The 16,338-nt window shown below is 44.6% G+C and carries 12 protein-coding genes; 4 read left to right on the top strand and 8 right to left on the bottom strand.

Annotated elements, in window-relative coordinates; genetic code table 11:
* The first annotated feature begins 282 nt into the window (after nt 1–282).
* The 4 genes from QXL29_06050 (at nt 283) to QXL29_06035 (ending at nt 8,943) form a co-directional block, all read left to right on the top strand.
* A complete protein-coding gene (locus QXL29_06050) occupies nt 283–2,121 on the top strand; it encodes a hypothetical protein (GenBank protein ID MEM2284154.1) in 1,839 nt (612 codons plus the stop codon).
* A gap of 14 nt (nt 2,122–2,135) precedes the next feature.
* Nucleotides 2,136–6,959: a S8 family serine peptidase gene (locus QXL29_06045; protein MEM2284153.1), complete on the top strand. Its 4,824-nt coding sequence runs from the start codon at nt 2,136–2,138 to the stop codon at nt 6,957–6,959.
* An 82-nt stretch (nt 6,960–7,041) separates the two neighbouring features.
* Nucleotides 7,042–7,743: a DNA/RNA nuclease SfsA gene (gene sfsA / locus QXL29_06040; protein MEM2284152.1), complete on the top strand. Its 702-nt coding sequence runs from the start codon at nt 7,042–7,044 to the stop codon at nt 7,741–7,743.
* Between the two features lie 96 nt (nt 7,744–7,839).
* Nucleotides 7,840–8,943: an ATP-binding protein gene (locus QXL29_06035; protein ID MEM2284151.1), complete on the top strand. Its 1,104-nt coding sequence runs from the start codon at nt 7,840–7,842 to the stop codon at nt 8,941–8,943.
* Between the two features lie 280 nt (nt 8,944–9,223).
* On the opposite strand, the gene QXL29_06030 is transcribed toward QXL29_06035, so the two are convergent.
* The 8 genes from QXL29_06030 to QXL29_05995 form a co-directional block, all read right to left on the bottom strand.
* On the bottom strand, nt 9,224–10,048 hold the full coding sequence (locus QXL29_06030; GenBank protein MEM2284150.1) for an alpha/beta hydrolase: 825 nt from the start codon (nt 10,046–10,048) through the stop codon (nt 9,224–9,226).
* A gap of 1 nt (nt 10,049) precedes the next feature.
* A complete protein-coding gene (locus QXL29_06025) occupies nt 10,050–11,342 on the bottom strand; it encodes a CaiB/BaiF CoA-transferase family protein (GenBank protein ID MEM2284149.1) in 1,293 nt (430 codons plus the stop codon).
* Between the two features lie 75 nt (nt 11,343–11,417).
* Nucleotides 11,418–12,407: a ketoacyl-ACP synthase III gene (locus QXL29_06020; protein MEM2284148.1), complete on the bottom strand. Its 990-nt coding sequence runs from the start codon at nt 12,405–12,407 to the stop codon at nt 11,418–11,420.
* A 216-nt stretch (nt 12,408–12,623) separates the two neighbouring features.
* Nucleotides 12,624–13,331 (bottom strand): ATP-binding cassette domain-containing protein, encoded by a 708-nt coding sequence (locus QXL29_06015; GenBank protein ID MEM2284147.1) that lies wholly within the window; start codon nt 13,329–13,331, stop codon nt 12,624–12,626.
* Between the two features lie 4 nt (nt 13,332–13,335).
* On the bottom strand, nt 13,336–14,052 hold the full coding sequence (locus tag QXL29_06010) for an ABC transporter ATP-binding protein (GenBank protein MEM2284146.1): 717 nt from the start codon (nt 14,050–14,052) through the stop codon (nt 13,336–13,338).
* Nucleotides 14,045–15,058 (bottom strand): branched-chain amino acid ABC transporter permease, encoded by a 1,014-nt coding sequence (locus tag QXL29_06005; protein MEM2284145.1) that lies wholly within the window; start codon nt 15,056–15,058, stop codon nt 14,045–14,047. The genes QXL29_06010 and QXL29_06005 overlap by 8 nt, the downstream gene beginning before the upstream one ends.
* Before the next feature lies 1 nt (nt 15,059).
* Nucleotides 15,060–15,920 (bottom strand): branched-chain amino acid ABC transporter permease, encoded by an 861-nt coding sequence (locus tag QXL29_06000; protein ID MEM2284144.1) that lies wholly within the window; start codon nt 15,918–15,920, stop codon nt 15,060–15,062.
* A gap of 10 nt (nt 15,921–15,930) precedes the next feature.
* A partial coding sequence (locus tag QXL29_05995; GenBank protein MEM2284143.1) for an ABC transporter substrate-binding protein occupies nt 15,931–16,338 on the bottom strand: 408 nt, incomplete at its 5' end.

The raw sequence follows: 16,338 nt of genomic DNA, 5'->3' as shown, positions 1-16,338 counted from the left end.
CAAAAATAAAGTAATGAAGCTAACACAAGAGCTGAATCCTTAAAAGATTCATGAATAGTTTCTTAAACTAAACATCACGACCATAAAGGAGATTTGATATTCCGTAAATTATTTAAAGAGTTTCAAAATAATTATTAGAGATTTCATGAGATTTTGTAAAATATTATTTAGAATTATGGGAAAATAATAAATATTTTATTACTCAGTCTCTCAGAATCATCATTTTAAATTTATATATTACTCACAACAAGAAATTCTTGTTAAACAAGTATAGGTGAGAATATGCATGACTCAGAATATAGTAAGGTCATGATATTCTCGTTGATGTGCTTGCTATTAACAGCTCTGATTACGTCTGTTAACCTAGGTACGGGGTTAGCTATGTCGTCGCCTGGGTCACTGAGTGTTTACCCGGGTACATGGTTGGTGACTCTAGGGACTCCTGGGGAAGACTACCCATGGTGGGGTTTGGAGCTAGGTGATAGAGGCTACGTTTATGTCTTTGGACAGAGTGATTATTGGAAGCCGCTTGGCTATAGTTCTCTAATAATGTCTAAGATTAGCAGATATGGTGAGAACGTTAAGAACGTCATAATTTATGGTAGTGGTTCATTCATGGGCAGAGATTTTAAAATAGTTGATAAGGTGATTTATGCTGTAGGCCAAGTAACGGGATATGGCGCTGGAGGAACTGACGCGTATTTACTTGCTTTCTATGAGAATGGCACGGTAAAGTTGTTCAATACTTACGGTTCTCCACAGCTTGATGTCTTCTGGCGCTTAGCAGTAGGCAGAAATAATACGCTTTACTTAGGTGGGTATACTATGGGCCTCGGAGCTACTAAGATTGATGCTTTCATAGTTAAGGTTGACATGTCTGGCGGGGTCTTGTGGTCTTTGGTTGCTGGTGGGTCGCAGTATGATTACGTGTGGAGCGTAGCTACATGGCATAACTTAACTTCTGATCAGGAGTACGTGATAGCTGCTGGGCAAACAAACAGTTTTGGGGCGGGAGGATATGACTGTTGGTTGATTAAGCTCACAGAAGATGGTATGGTAGAGTGGTCGCTAGCATTTGGTACTCCCGCTCTGGACAGGCTAGATAGCGTGATTATAGATGATGACGGGTACATATATGTTGAGGGCGCAACCTACAACACCACGACGGGGAATCCCGACGCTTTGGTAGCTAAGATTAGCATGGAAGGCGAGATTTTATGGTTAGTTAGGTTCGGTGGTGATGGGTCTGAAGTTCCTTACGCTCTCTACGTTGACAAAGACTACGTTTACGTGGTGGGGGCCACGACAAGTTACTATGCCGGGATTCAATCAAATTATGACGCTTTTGTAGCACTCGTTGACAAGTCTTCTGGTGAGTTAGTGTCTTTCGTGTATTTTGGCGGGGTTGACACAGACATGGCTTACGCTGTTAGGTCTGACGCTAACTACGTGTACGTCTCAGGTTATACAGCATCGTTTACGGAGGGGGGTAAAGACTTCTTTGTGGCAAAGATGAACAAGCAATACTTACTTGAAGACAAGCCAGAGATGCTTAAGTGGGTTTATGGAGACTTCCCTGAGGACGTCAACGTGTCTAGAGTCATGCTCGAGGCAGTGAGACCGCCCATGAGCGTCACAGAAGTACACCTCACTCTAGTCTACCAGCTACCTAATATTTATAGCTACTCGTTATATGGGAGCCTCGTAGACGTTACTACACATATAGCTACTACTACCGGCAACCCGCCCGCAGAAATAACTACGACCACAGAAGTTAGCACGGTCACTACTACGGCAACAACTACAGCAACTAGAACAGTCGTGGATCTCATAACGGAGACCTTAACCACAACAGAGACTCTCACGACGACTGAGTTAATTACTGAGGTAACAACCTACACAACTCAAAGAACAGTTACTGAAACTCGCGAGACGACAGCTACAGTCATCACCACACGTGTTGAGACTAAAACTCAAACTACCGGAATCACCGTGACGAGTACGGATACCGTGACTACTTCAGTGATGGATATCATGACTACCCTCGGTGTCGGCGGGGCTCTGTTGGTGGTGGGTTTAGTTCTAGGCATGGTAGTGGCTAGGACTGCCTTCAAGAAATAGAGAGGAGACAAGAAATGAAGCTTAAGTTATTTTTCGTTTTATGTTTAATTTTTATGTTACTCTTCGCGTCACTACCCACGATTAATTACGTCCTCGCTGAAGACTCAGAAGAGCTCTTTCTACATAAGATTGACCCAGAGCTTCTTGACTTGATTCGAAGGGATGAGGTAAGAGAAGTTGTTATTATGCTAAAGAATCTTGACTATGGTAAGCTCCAGACAATAAAGTATTTTAAGGGAGTCGAGGAAGTTAGGAAAACTCTTAAATCATACTCTTACGTGACTCAGAGCGATGTTAAGCAATTAGTGCTGAGTTTGGGTGGGGAAATACTCAGTAACTTCTGGATCACTAACGCCATTTTAGTCAAGATAAAGACTAACTCACTACCTATTATAGCTAGGAATTCCCTAGTCGAGAAGATAGTCCCCAATTTCGAGGTCACTGTAGACATGTACGTAGTTGAGAGGAATATCACAGCATCTAGTGAGGTGGTTTCTTGGGGTGTAGAGAGGATTAGAGCACCTGAAGTTTGGGAGATGGGTTATAATGGGTCTGGAACGAGAATATGCGTCATAGATACGGGAGTAGACATAAGTCACCCAGCCCTCAGCGGAAAACTCTTCACTCTAGATCCTAACAACCCGTACTATCCGGGCGGGTGGATGGCTTTTGACAGTGCTGGGAGACCCTACTTGATGACGCCTCAAGACACACACGGACACGGGACGCATACTAGCGGGACTGCGTTGGGAGGCGACACCAAGAACATATTGATAGGTGTTGCGCCGGGTGCGACGCTGATGCACGTACTAGCACTACCTTACGGGAGCGGAACATTCGCTCAAACGCTTGCTGCTATAGAGTGGGCTGCCGACCCATACTACATTGATGCAAGTACTGGCGAGCGGGTCTACACAGGCATCGCACCACACGTAGTTTCCATGAGTTGGGGAGCCAGAAATTACTATGGTTCTGAATTTCTGACTCCTATCAAGCATCTGTTATTACTTAATATAGTTCCTGTGGCAGCGATAGGTAATGGAGGGCCCGGCACGCATGACAACCCAGGCAATATATGGGGTGTTTTCGGTATCGGCGCGACAGATGAAAACGATGATGTTGCTTCTTTCTCTGGAGGCGCTAGGATTTACTGGCCGTACATACCTCCGGACTGGCCCTTCAACGGCACTTACCCTCAAGTCTACTTAAAACCTGATTTCGCCGCGCCTGGAGTAAGAATAGTTTCAAGTATACCTGGAGGGGGTTATGCTGCATGGAGTGGAACATCTATGGCAACTCCTCACGTGGCAGGATTAGTCGCGTTAATTTATCAAGCCACTAAGTGGGATAAGTACCCAGTGCCTGAGATTCCTTTAAAGGTCTATGAGGTTCTCGTGAGTACTGCTCTTGATTTAGGAGCGCCCGGTCAAGACACTAGATATGGTTGGGGGATTGTCGACGCGTATCAGGCTATTAAGAAAGCTGTAGAAATCTCGAAAATTAGTGGTGTTAGGGGGTTCGTTTACGATAGCTACGACATGACGCCGGTACCGCATGTTGATGTATATGCGTACGACCACAGAGGAACTATAGTGTCACATACTCAAACTAACATGTCAGGTTATTATGTCCTTCCACTAGACCCTGGACACTACACGATAGTATTTAAGAGGTTCGGTTATCACGAGAAGTGGGTAGAGGTTGACGTTGTTATATATAATGGGACGATAGCAGGGCTAGTCACGGACAAGACTACTGGAGAGCCAATAATCAACGCATCTGTATTCGTGGTAGAAGTTAATATGTCGGCACGCACTGACACTAGAGGATTTTATCAGGTATCGATTCAGCCGGGGAGGTACACGTTAAGAACTCTCGTAGAGGGTTACTTTAACGAGACTAAACAAGTAGTCGTGGGAGAAGGTGAGCTAGTACTAGCTGATTTTCAGCTCTACCCTATAAGTTCTCAGGCGATTGCGTATGTCCAGGTATATGAGCTTCTCAGCGGGGAACCTCTACAAGGAGTTGAAGTGAGTATTCTAGAGTTGGGAGTCAGCAGAGTCACGAACTCTACCGGCTACGTAACGTTTGATAGAATACCTCCTGGGGTCTATACTCTAGTAGCTTCTAAGGAGTACTATGCCACGAGAACATACAGCATCCATTTGAGTCCGGGCGAGCAATTCGTTTCGGTAGATACTACGTTCTTGATTGGAGTGATGTCGAAAGACAGAGAGATATTCGGTGATGACATTAGGCAGGCGCTAGTTTCTCAAGGATACCCGAGCTACGCTATAGAGTTGCTTGAGCCTCTGCAGGCGGGGAGACTCTATAAGGCTATAATAATAAATTACTTAGGCAGTGACCCGGGGTCAGGCAGGTTAGTTGACTTCTTGAGTAGTATGGATAGTAAGAACACTTCACTCATATTCCTCGATTCTTGGGGTACTTACTATAACTTTGGAGGTTACTTACTCTACAAGTATAGAGACGCTGTCAACTCGAGGGGGTATCCTGCACCTCTCTACAGGACTGAAGGCTATAGTGTGGGCATGATGATGAATGCTTTAGAACCGAATAGTAGCTTCTTTGCCGGGATAAGTTTTGATGAGGGCACTAGGTTTTACGTTGGGGTGTCGCCATCGAGTCGTGTGGATTTCTCAGCGTATCAGGGGTTCCTTCAGCCAGGTAGCGGTGAGTTGACTTACTTAGGGGAGCTTGTTCAAGGGGGTGTCCTCTACGGCTATGGCTTGGTTGCTTGGCAGAGGTCTTCGGAAGCGGCTCGATGGGTCTTCATGAGTGTGGGCGGTAGTTATCACTGGGCTAGGTATATGGAGAGTGGTCAGGACCTTCAGTATTCTTTAAATATGAGGAGACTACTCTTCAACACGGTAGTTTGGGTTTTAGGGATAACTACAAACACTACAAACAGTATGGCAGACTCTGTGGATGAGTCTACCGTCAGTGCCGGTTATCCTCGACTCATCTCCATATCTGCTTTTACGGAAGTCAACGTGGTTTTAGATCGGGTGCCTTATGGGTGGGTGGCTGGCAAAGTATTTGCTGCTGATACCGGTCTTCCAATTAAGAATGCAGAAATTGCCGTTATGAACACGCCTGTAAGAAGCTACACTAACGAGAGCGGCACGTTCGTTGTCTGGCTTCCTGAGGGAGTCTACAAGGTGAGGATTTACGCTAAAGGCTATTACGAAGCTGAAGAAACAGTTGTTGTTAGTGTGGGGGAGACTAGCTATGTTGCGGAGTCTTTGTATAGGAGACCTAGAGCTGCCGTGATGATCGATTTCTCGGGGCAAATCACGTTATTGTTGCAGTCGAGAGGGTGGTACGCTCAGGCTTTCAGAAATTGGGACTCTCTATGCAGGGAACTCAACTTTTACGACGTGCTCGTGTTGGCCGGTGAATACTTAGGATATTCTGACTTATGGCCTGATCGGCAAACTTTTGAGAAAGTACTTAACTTAACTTACCAGCTCGGGGTAGGTGTAGTGTTCCTGAATAACTACTTTGAGTATAGGTATATCAAAGAATACCCGTACGGAATCAACATTCTTTACTACTATTATAGGAACCCGGCTAGTGTCGGCGCTAGTTATGGTGATGGACCTGTTTACTACGTTATAAATCAGAAACATCCTATAGTGGCTGGGTACGAGGTGGGTGAGAGAGTTTACCTGGTGTACGGGGGCGACTACGACTACGCGTGGTTTAGTAAGTGGGACGGCGACGTGATAGCTTACATAGGTGCAGAGACTGCTGGGGTAAGAGGGATAGGTATTGGGGTTAAGGTGACTCAGTACGGGACTAGGTGGGCTTTGTTAGCTGGCTTAGCTCCTGAGTTATGGACTAACATGGATCACTGGAGTGATGACGCCAAAGAAATACTCTATAGGGCTGTCTCTTGGGTTGCTGTTAAACCGATAGGGATTTCTGTAGTCCCGCTTAACGTATACGTGGGCGACGTAATAACTATTGAGATTCCGCCCTTGCCTGGCACAATATATTCTGTGTTAATTGACAACATCGTAGTCTTGAGAGACGTTATAGGCAAGAACGAGACGTCTATTATTAAGTTGAGAGTGCCGAACCTTGAGAGAGGCATTCATAAGGTTGTAGTAGTTAGTGAGGGCATGTACTACGGTGAGGCGATATTCTACGTTAACACGAGATTAGATGTTTTGACTAGAGAGCCGAGGGCGGGAGGAGTGCTCGAGCTAAGTATTTCGGGTCACCCCGTAAATACCACGCTGTTTGTGTATATTGATGACAACCTCTTGTCTAGCGTTAGAACGAGAGACGTTAACCCGTTAAGACTCACTATAACCATACCTGAATACTTTGAAGGAACACACGTGTTGAGCGTGAGAACGGAAGACGGCGAAATAATCGCCTCCAACAACATATACGTAAGAGAGTCAGTATTTAAGAGAGAGATACTATCTTATTACGGCAACATAACTTCTGTGCTTAATCAGCTACTCCTAAGCATGAATACCTTAAGTAATTACACGTCAGCAGGCTTACACAGCGTTAGTGAAGGTGTAAATCTCTTAACCAACTTAACGAGTAGCTTGATTCAGAGCCTAGACACATACTTTAGACAGATGGTGTATAAGGTAGAGATGATGCCGTCCGAGATATCCTCAAACATAGACCAGAATATGGCAAGACTAGAAAGTAGCATACTTGACCGAATTAATAGAGTAGAACTAAAAACCTCGAGTGACGTGAGCTTAGTAACTTCTCTTATCGGAGTATTAATGATCATCAATCTCATCATATTATTGATCGAGGCTTTAACGCGCTTAAGACGTCAGTAAACTTAATTTCTCATTAGTTTTTAGTTAAACAGTTTTGTTATATTATTTCTCTTGCTGTGTTCTTTTGATTAGGTGATGAGTCGTGAGACTTTTAAAACTCAATAATTTGATTGATTGTGAGTTGATTGAGAGGCTAAACCGCTTCACAGTTCGAGTGGTGGTAGGTGGGGAAGCTAGCTTAGCCCACTTAACTAATACTGGGAGGTTGAGTGAGTATATTGTTTATGGTAGGGAGGGACTATGTAGCGTCATAGAAGGGTCTAAACTTAAGTATAGGCTGGTAGCGGTTAAGGACGTTGAAGGTTACGCTATACTAGATACTCTCACTCAAAGCAAAGTATTTGAGTACTTGCTTGAGCGTAGACTCATACCTTGGCTAACTGGGTGCGTCTTACGCAAAAGGAATTTTAGATTGGTGGGGGAGGTCATAGATTATGCTCTGGAGTGCGTTGATGGTGTAAGGCTTGCTGAGCTGAAGAGCGCTGTGCTGAGAGTGGACGGTAATTACGCGTCGTATCCTGACTGCCCGACTACTAGGGGGAAGAGACAGTTTAAGGTTTTAGCAGACTACTCAAGTATTTTTAAACCATACGTTATTTTCATGGCTTCTCTACCTAGTGTAACAGGTTTTAAACCCTACTGTCAAGGAGACCCTGAGATAATTCACGTCATGAGATACGCGTCTGAGAAGGGAGTCACGTTTAAAGCTATTAACACGTACCTAGACGTGGAGAGGTGGGTTACACTAGCAAGTACAGACCTGCGGGTAAGGATCGAGTGCTGAGAATCTTTACATTATTCTCGCAACGCTATGAGAACTCAATAAGTTGTTAAATATTTAAGTATCTGGGGTGTTACTAAGTATTAGGGGTGTTACTTGATGTTGTTTGACCCTAAGCCAAAGAGTCGCAGAAGCGATCTCTTTGATAGAGAAGAAGAAATTAACGAGCTTAAAAACTCTGTCCTTAAGACGCCTTTAACGCTTCTTTTGGGCATCAGGAGAGTTGGTAAGACTTCTGTTTTGAAGGTCTCTCTAAATGAGCTTAATGCTCCTTACGTTTACCTAGATCTGAGGATGTTAGAAGAAGAAGGCTACAGTAGAGTAGCTTTCTACAGGTTATTGTCTGAAGCGCTAACTAACACTGTATCTAAATGGAGTAACCTAGTTGATTACCTGAGAAGTATTAAGGGTGTTGGAGTTTATGGAGTTAAAGTAGAATTTGATTGGCGTGAGAAGTCCTTAACTCTTACTAGGGTACTTAACAAGCTTAATCAATTTGGTGAGAGGGAAGCTGAGAAGGGATTTGTCGTAGTAGCTTTCGACGAGGCGCAGATCCTCAGAAACATTAGTGGTGGTAAGGGTAAAGCAGACTTTAAGAGCATTCTAGCATATGCGTACGATAACCTACCTAATTTGAGGTTCGTGTTGACTGGGTCTGAAGTAGGTCTCTTGCTAAATACGCTTAGGTTAGACGTTCCTTCAAGCCCTCTCTACGGCAGGTATGTCAGGGTGGTTAGACTTGAGAGGTTTAATAGGGAAAAATCTCTTGAGTTTCTCAAGAGAGGATTTGAGGAAGCTAATATGTTGGTTAGTGATGATGTTCTTCAGAAAGTATATGAGAGAGTTGACGGGATAGTTGGCTGGCTCACCTACTTCGGGTGCCTAATTATAGAGTCACACAAGCCTATCACAGAAGCAGTTGATGAGGTTACTGAGAGAGCTTTAAAGCTTGTTCAGAAAGAAGTTGATGAGGTTTTTAGGAGATCAAGACACTACATGCATGTATTGAAAGCAATATCTCTAGGCATAAGCACTTGGTCAGGTATAAAAAGAGCTGTTGAGGCATGGCTTGGTAGACCCTTGCAAAACGCGCAAATCACTAGACTTCTTAAGACTCTCGTAGAGCTAAGTATTGTGGAGAAGAAAAACGACTACTACGTAATAGCAGATCCGTTAATAGCTGAGTATTCCAGGAGACTCTAACTTTCAGGATTTAAGGGCTACTTTACTAGTGATTTAGTTCGAGTTCTTTTCGTGATTTAAGTTGCTGATGATTTCTGTTTAAGACTCAAAACTTAGTGTGGGCGTTCATGCTGTTTTATGGCCTTTCTAGACTAGACCTTATACATAAAAGTAGGCGAGGATAGGGAATGGCGAGGTGGGATAAGTAGCATCCAGGAAAACTCGAGATAATCAAAACGCCTGAAAAGCTAGTTAGTGGGTGCGGACAATCACTCCTTCAAAAACTTCTCACTAATATCTTTTACGTAGTGCTTAGTGGGTGGCTGTATAAGAATCCAATCAGTAGGTAGTTAATGATGGCGGGCTTCTCTATCACTACTGCGTGTCCGGCGTCGTTAACTATAGTGTAGGTTGAGTTAGTTATGTTCTTAGCTATTATCTCTGAGTATTTAGGAGGCTTGACTCTGTCTTTCTCAGCGGCTATAACTAGTGTTGGTTGACTTATGTTTCTTAGTTTGGGGGTCAGCGGCTCTTCAATTAGTTTAAGAAATGCTTTGAGGAGGTATGTAGCGCTCCTGAAGTCAAAACCGCTCGAGTATAGGCTTATGAGTCTCTCAAGTAATTGAGGACCTGACTTCTCTATGAAAGAATCTGAGTAGACGTCGTTGATCCAGGAGAGAACAAACTTCTTAGGGTCGTTGCTTAGAGCTCCCTCTAACCACCTTAAGGCAGTAGTCCTTAGTTCCTCATGTACTTCACTAACTGAGGTTATTAGTGTTAAGTCGTTCACGTAGTCTGGGTACTTAATCGTGAAATACATTCCGACCTCACCGCCGTATGAGGTCCCGATGATATGTGCTTTCTTAACGTTGAGTTTGTCCAAGAGTTGCTTAAGGTCGTCAGCGTGAATCTCTAAGCTATAGCAGTCAGCGCAGTCAGGCTTTCCAGAACTCCACTGACCTCTCATGTCATGCAGTATAACTCTATAACCTCTACTCACTAGAGGCTTTAACTGCAGATACCAGCTCTTAGTATTCATGAATATACCGTTAAGTAATACGACAGGCTCTCCAGACCCGTGATCCTCGTAATAAATGTCAACATCATTAACTCTCACGTAAGGCATTTCACTCACAACACACGTCATTACTTTTAATCAGTTCTTCTACCTCATCTGCGGTGTAGTCAAGTAGCCTACTCAGGATTAGTCTAGCATCTTGACCTAGCCTTGGTGAGCCTCTCCAAACTCTTGGTTCTTCTTCCATCTTGAATTTGGGTATTACGCCCCATCCACTAATACTCTTTTTGAGGCTCTCATCAGACCACTCAATGAAGTCCTTCCTGGAGTTGTAGTGTGGGTCGTTTAAGGCGTCTTTGAGTGTGTAGACCTTAAAGCAGGGCACGTTGTGTCTCTTAAGAATCTCAATTACTTCGTCGGAAGTTTTCCTCGATACCCATTCTCTAAGTATAGAGTCGAAGGCTTTCCCCTTCTCCGTATGCATTCCGGGCGCGTAGTGAACGTCTTTCCACTCGTCGAAGTTTACGCCGAGCGCGTTGCAGAGTCTCTTAAAGACGTCATAGCCTAGAGCGCCTATGAAGACGTACTCGCCGTTCGATGTTTTGAATATGTCGTATGGTTGGAAGTAGATGTCTTTGTTTCCTCTTCTAGTCGGCGTATCACCTAACTCGATTGTCTGTATCCAGAGACCACCGAAAGTGTTTGCGATTGCTTCAAACTGAGCTACGTCTATAGAGACTCCTTTGCCAGTTCTTTTAGCGTGTATGTACCCGGCTAGAGCAGCCGATAGCGCGTGAAGCGCTGTCAGGTAATCTCCTGTGTAGGGGAATGGCTTATACGGAGGTGTTTCTGGGAAGCCGTTTAAGCTCATCCAGCCGCTGAAAGCAGCCGCTATAGCGTCGTATGCTGGGAGGCCCAAGTATTTCTCGTCACCCCAATGACCGAACCCTGAGACATGCACTATAGTTAACTCCGGATTTATTTTATGCGCTACCTCATCAGTGATGCCTAACTTCTCGTAAGTGCCTGGCATAGAACTCTCCATCCATATGTCAGCTTGCCTCAACAACTTAAGAAACACTTCCTTACCTCTTTCTGACTTTAAGTTCAAGACTATTGATAACATGTTACGTCTTTCTTGCGCCCACCAAGTATTGACTTTTCTTCCTTCGTGTTCTATGAAGGGTGGTGAGTGCCTGTAGGTGTCTCCCCCAGGTCTCTCAACATGTATTACTTCAGCCCCCCAGAGAGCTGCTAGGTAAGCCGCGAAAGGCTCCGCGATTAGAATTCCTGACGAGATTATCCTCACCCCGCTTAAGGGGCCGAAAGACTTGGGTATCAGTAGGGGGGCAGGCTTCTTACCACTCTTAATAATGTTGCTTAAGAGGTCATTTAACAGCATACCATGCACGCTCCTCAAAAAAGTTGTTTAGAGACTAGATAACGGTAGTAGTTAACATTGTTAACTTGGAAGTACTCAGACCCATCTAAAAGCTATAGCACCTTGCTGGTAGCCAACTCCTGAAGCAACTAGAATGACTACCTTACCCCTCTCTACCTTGCCTTGTTCTAGAGCGTCATGTAACGCCATATATATGCATGCTGAGCCTGTATAGCCGTATTTATCCATTATCCAGTGTGTTCGGTTCTCTGGCAGACCCAGAGACTTAGTGACGTCTAATATAGTCTTGAGTCTTACCTGAGTATAAATTATTTGTGTTATGTCATCTAAGGATATCTTAGCTTGCTCCATGACATCCTTAATTAACACGGGCCAGAACTGGTCGTTGACTGGGGGGTAAGCTTTCCTTAAGTCTAGGTACGGGAGTGTATCGTCAGATACTTGCTCAGATATAGGCTTCCAAGCACCCATGAAGATGCCCCAGTAGTCCCAGAAGGTTCCGTCAGCTCTTAACTTACTTGCCAGGTAACCAGGTTCTTCAGACTCAGATATTATCACTGCGCCAGCCCCGTCAGAGAATATCCACTCCCACATAAACTTCCACCTCAAGAATCTCGTCATCGCGTATGTCCCTATGAGTAGAACGTTCCTGTACTTTTTATTGCCTTTAATCATGGAGGTACCTAATTCAAGCATGTAAGCAGGGTTCGCGCAAGAAGCGTTGATATCGAAGGCAGGTATTTCTCTTTTACTACCGTTGAGGAGGGCTTGGACCTTGGGTGCGGTGGGCGGTGATATCGCTTCGGGAGTGTCAGTACCCACAATTATTAAATCGATATCTTCTATAGTCATTTTAGCTCTCTCTAATGCCATCTCAGCTGCTTTAGCAGCCATGGTAGCAGGGGTTTCCTCGGGAGGAGCAACCCTCTTCACTTTAAGTCCGGTCCTCTCCATAAATACTGGGTCTACCTTGATACCAGTCTTCTTCTCAAACTCCTCGGGAGTCATTATTATTGGTGGGACATAAATACCTGTTGAAACTATTTTGACGTGTCTCTCCCTCATTAAATCACCCAGAAAGTAATTGCGCTAAACTTAAAGTAAGTTAATGTTAACAGAGTAAATCAAGTTGTGGTGAATTATACTAACAACATTCATTAACTTTTCTGCTTGTGTCTGAGCTCACCCTCAAAATACTGTCTTGAAAAGAGCTTGACTCACTACTAGGGTCTTCAGTAAATTAACCCGAGAGTATGTGCGGATGTGGCAGGTGGTGATATATTAGAATCCTAGATAGTATTCTCTCAAGACTTCTACTCTTATTAGTTCCTCTGGTTTTCCGCTTCTCACGATATGTCCTCTCTCCATGACATACACTGTGTCTGCTAGGTCAGCTACTAGGCTAGGGTCTTGCTCTGTTATGAGTAGCGAGAGTTCTAACTCGGTAGCAACTGTCTTGAGGAGGTCTGAGAGCTTCTTCCTAACTACTGGTGCTAATCCGGCAGACGGCTCGTCCATTATGAGGAGTTTTTTAGCTGTTAGTAGTCCTAGAACTATAGAGAGGATCTTCTGCTCACCACCACTAAGAGTACCAGCTACTTGAGAAGCTCTCTCAGTTATTATGGGGAAGAGCTTGCGGAGTTCTCTCAGCTTCTCAGAACTCTCCTTAAATATCCCGGTGACTAACTCTATATTCTCTTTCACCGTGAGTGTTCTAAGTATCCCGCCCCTCTCAGGCACGTACCCTATGCCTAGTGAAACTATTTTTTCGGTATTTAGTCCGTCTATTCTCTTACTTAAGTAGACTATTTCACCACTCCAGGGTTTTAAGTATCCTAGAATAGTCTTAAGTAGCGTTGTTTTGCCCGCTCCGTTAGGGCCTATGATTCCGACAACCTCGTTGTTTCTTACGAGAAAACTCACGTCATTCAGGATCAGGACCTGCCCGTAACCTGACCTAAGATTCCTGACTTCAAGAACTTCATTCATTTCTTCAGCTCACCCCCAAGTATACCTCGATTACTTGAGGGTTTCTGACCACATCTTCTGGCTTCCCTTCAGCTATCTTTACTCCTTGGTTTAGCACCATTACCCTATTAGCTATCTTCATCAAGTATCTCAGTTTATGTTCAACTACTACGAAAGTGATCCCTAGAGAGTTGAATTTCTTCACTAGGTCTATCATTGTCTCAGCTTCGCCGGAAGTGAGTCCCGCGAACGGCTCGTCAAGCAAAGCTACTTTAGGGTTAGACACTAAGATCCTGGCGAACTCAAGCATTCTCAGCTTATAAGGTGTTAGCTTCGTAGGTAATTCTCCTGCCTCAGGCAGTAGTCCGCTCATCGTGAGAGCCCAGGATGTTTTTGCTCTAGCTAGTCTAACGTCGCCGTAAACAGCTCTAGCTACGAGCTCTACGTTAAGGTATACTGGGAGGTAGGGGAAGACCCTCATTCCTTGAAACATCCTGGCAATACCTAGTTTTACTCTCTCATGAGGCTTCAGATTAGTTATGTCCTTACTGTCTAGTAAGATTCTCCCCTCCTCAGGTTTTAGGAGTCCTGTGATGACGTTGAGTAGGGTGGTCTTTCCTGAGCCGTTCGGTCCTATAATGCCGAATATTTCTCCCCTATCTACGTTGAAGCTAACTTTATTGAGTGCTGTGAGCCCCCCGAACTTCTTCGTTATTTCCTCACATTTGAGGATCTCACTCACGGAGAACACCTCTTAAACGCTTCTTTAAGTCTAGGTAGATCTTGAAGATGAGTCCTTGAGGCCTGATCACTATTATGGTTATGAGGAGGAGCATGTAGACTATCACTCTCCACCTACCTATGAATCCCCACATTAGCTCGTAAGTGAGTAGAAGCAGGTAATTAGCTATAGTAGGACCTACCACGGTTCCCAGCCCACCCACTATGGCTGAAGTGAGGGGAGGTATTAGTGTGTTGGCTGGCACTACGAGGTCGACTGTTACTGGGGGCCTCATAGACGCGTAGAGCGCTCCAGCAATGCTCACGTATGAGCTAGATATTAAGTATCCGATTATCTTTACTTTAAGAGTGTTTATCCCAGTGCCCTCAGCTAGTTCCTCGTCTTGCCCTATAGCTCTTAACATGAAGCCGAATTCAGAGAAGCCTATCTTGTAAGCTACTAAGTATCCGATCACTGCAGCCGCTAATGAGATGTAATAGTAGGAGTACTGGAGGAAAACAAGTCTGACATCAGATGGCAGACTTCTGGCGAAGTCTAGGAATAACTGCTTGAATCTTAAGCCACCCTCACCACCCAAGTAGAGAGAAAAAGGCTGGGCAGTGACTATCCCTATGTAAACTATTGGTACGAGGAGAGATAGTATAGCGAAGTAGACTCCCCTGATTTTGAGGCTAGGTAATAGAATCACTAAGCTAAAGAAGACTGAGATAGGTATGGCTAAGAGTAGGGAGTATTCGGTTGGTATGCTGTAGTACACGTTTAGTAGTGCTAGCGCGTAGCCGGCGAACCCGAAAGTAAATGAAATTCCTAGGTTTAGGTAGTAGGTCGTCCCCGAATACAGGTCGATCGCTAGCGTTACTAGCAAGAATAAGTTTACTCTAGTTAGCACGTCGAGCCAGTAACCTCCCACACCTAGGAGGGGTAGTAGAGCTAGAGCCGCAAGTACTGCGAGGAAGGGGGTCTTACTAATGATTAAGTCTCTAGCACTGCGTTTGACGAAGACCATCTTATTCTGCCCTCCCCATAATACCTTGAGGCCTAAACACTAACACTAGGATTATGAGTATGAGGGGTGATATGCTGGCTATTCCGCTCCCTAAAACGTAAGTCATTGTTTGCTCAAGAAACCCATAAATGAAGGAAGCTATTAAAGTGCCTGACACGCTTCCCACGCCTCCCAAAGCAACTATAGCGAAGGCGGTGAAGAGAGGCCCCCAACCTGCGGTAGGTGTTAGAGCTTTAAGCGGTGTTAGTAAGACTCCCGTGGCTCCGGCGTAAATCCCCGACACAAAGAAAGTCACTCTCAAGACTTTCAGCGGGTTTATGCCTAAACGTCTAGACTCGTCCCAGCTCTCAGCAACGGCTCTAATAGACCTCCCTATCACCGTGTATTTCAAGAAGACCGTCAGTAGAGAAAACATGAGTAGGCTTGCCGCGAGAACTAAGAACCAGTGGTTACTTACAGGGACTCCTAGAACGTAGGTTACTCCCGGATATAAGGGCAGTGTTATGGGTCTCAAGCCCATCTCAATGCGGAAGAACTCCTCGAAGATGTATGCTACAGCCAGGGTAGTTATAAATATGGTTACAGGCATTTTCAGAGCAGGCTTAACTACGGTCTCTCCTATCAATAACCCCATCGACCCCGCAGCCAGCACAGCTATTAAAGCAGCCACTACCGGCTCTAGAGCTAAGTATCTAATGAGGGCGTACATAATGTACGAAGAAAAAATATATAGGGAGCCATAAGCGAGATTAGGTATCTTAGCCACACCAAACAACATCGAAAAACCTATAGAAAACATTAGGTAAGTTGAAGAGTGAAATATACTAAAAAGAAGTATGTACTTGTATATATCAACATCCATCTTAACCAGCCTATGGCCACGGTATAGTTCTCCAAACTCTTGTACCGTTTACTAACTCAGGTAATAGTAGTTTTGTTCCTGGCTCTACTACTCTGAAAGGCCACACAACTACTCTCTTTCCTCCCTGCCACTGGAAGTAGACGGGGTATATCCTGTTAGGCGCCAGAAGCGACGTATGACTTCTAGTAAACTCGTAGACTCCTGCAGCTCCTACAAACACGTTAGTTTCTAGAGCGTTGATTACTGCATCTACGTCAAAGCTTCCCGCCTTCCTTACTGCCTCAGCCCACATGTGGACTGAGTCGTAGGCGTACCAAGTAGTGAATATTGGTTCAGTCCCGTACTTATTCTTGTACTTGCTATAGAAACTCATGGTTTTCTCGGTTATCGGTATTGGGAATCCCCAAGAAATACATAT

It is taken from the genome of Zestosphaera sp. (assembly GCA_038843015.1).
Classification (GTDB): domain Archaea; phylum Thermoproteota; class Thermoprotei_A; order Sulfolobales; family NBVN01; genus Zestomicrobium.
Note: the sequence above shows the minus strand (reverse complement) of the source record. Positions and strands in the feature narration are given on the sequence as shown.

Bases quoted from the DNA above. Each gene is read 5' to 3' on its own strand.
- QXL29_06000 (MEM2284144.1), bottom strand. From the start codon at position 15,920: ATGGATGTTGATATATACAAGTACATACTTCTTTTTAGTATATTTCAC.
- QXL29_06005 (MEM2284145.1), bottom strand. From the start codon at position 15,058: ATGGTCTTCGTCAAACGCAGTGCTAGAGACTTAATCATTAGTAAGACC.
- QXL29_06025 (MEM2284149.1), bottom strand. From the start codon at position 11,342: ATGCTGTTAAATGACCTCTTAAGCAACATTATTAAGAGTGGTAAGAAG.
- QXL29_06035 (MEM2284151.1), top strand. From the start codon at position 7,840: ATGTTGTTTGACCCTAAGCCAAAGAGTCGCAGAAGCGATCTCTTTGAT.
- QXL29_06045 (MEM2284153.1), top strand. From the start codon at position 2,136: ATGAAGCTTAAGTTATTTTTCGTTTTATGTTTAATTTTTATGTTACTC.
- QXL29_06030 (MEM2284150.1), bottom strand. From the start codon at position 10,048: ATGCCTTACGTGAGAGTTAATGATGTTGACATTTATTACGAGGATCAC.
- QXL29_06020 (MEM2284148.1), bottom strand. From the start codon at position 12,407: ATGAGGGAGAGACACGTCAAAATAGTTTCAACAGGTATTTATGTCCCA.
- QXL29_06015 (MEM2284147.1), bottom strand. From the start codon at position 13,331: ATGAATGAAGTTCTTGAAGTCAGGAATCTTAGGTCAGGTTACGGGCAG.
- QXL29_06050 (MEM2284154.1), top strand. From the start codon at position 283: ATGCATGACTCAGAATATAGTAAGGTCATGATATTCTCGTTGATGTGC.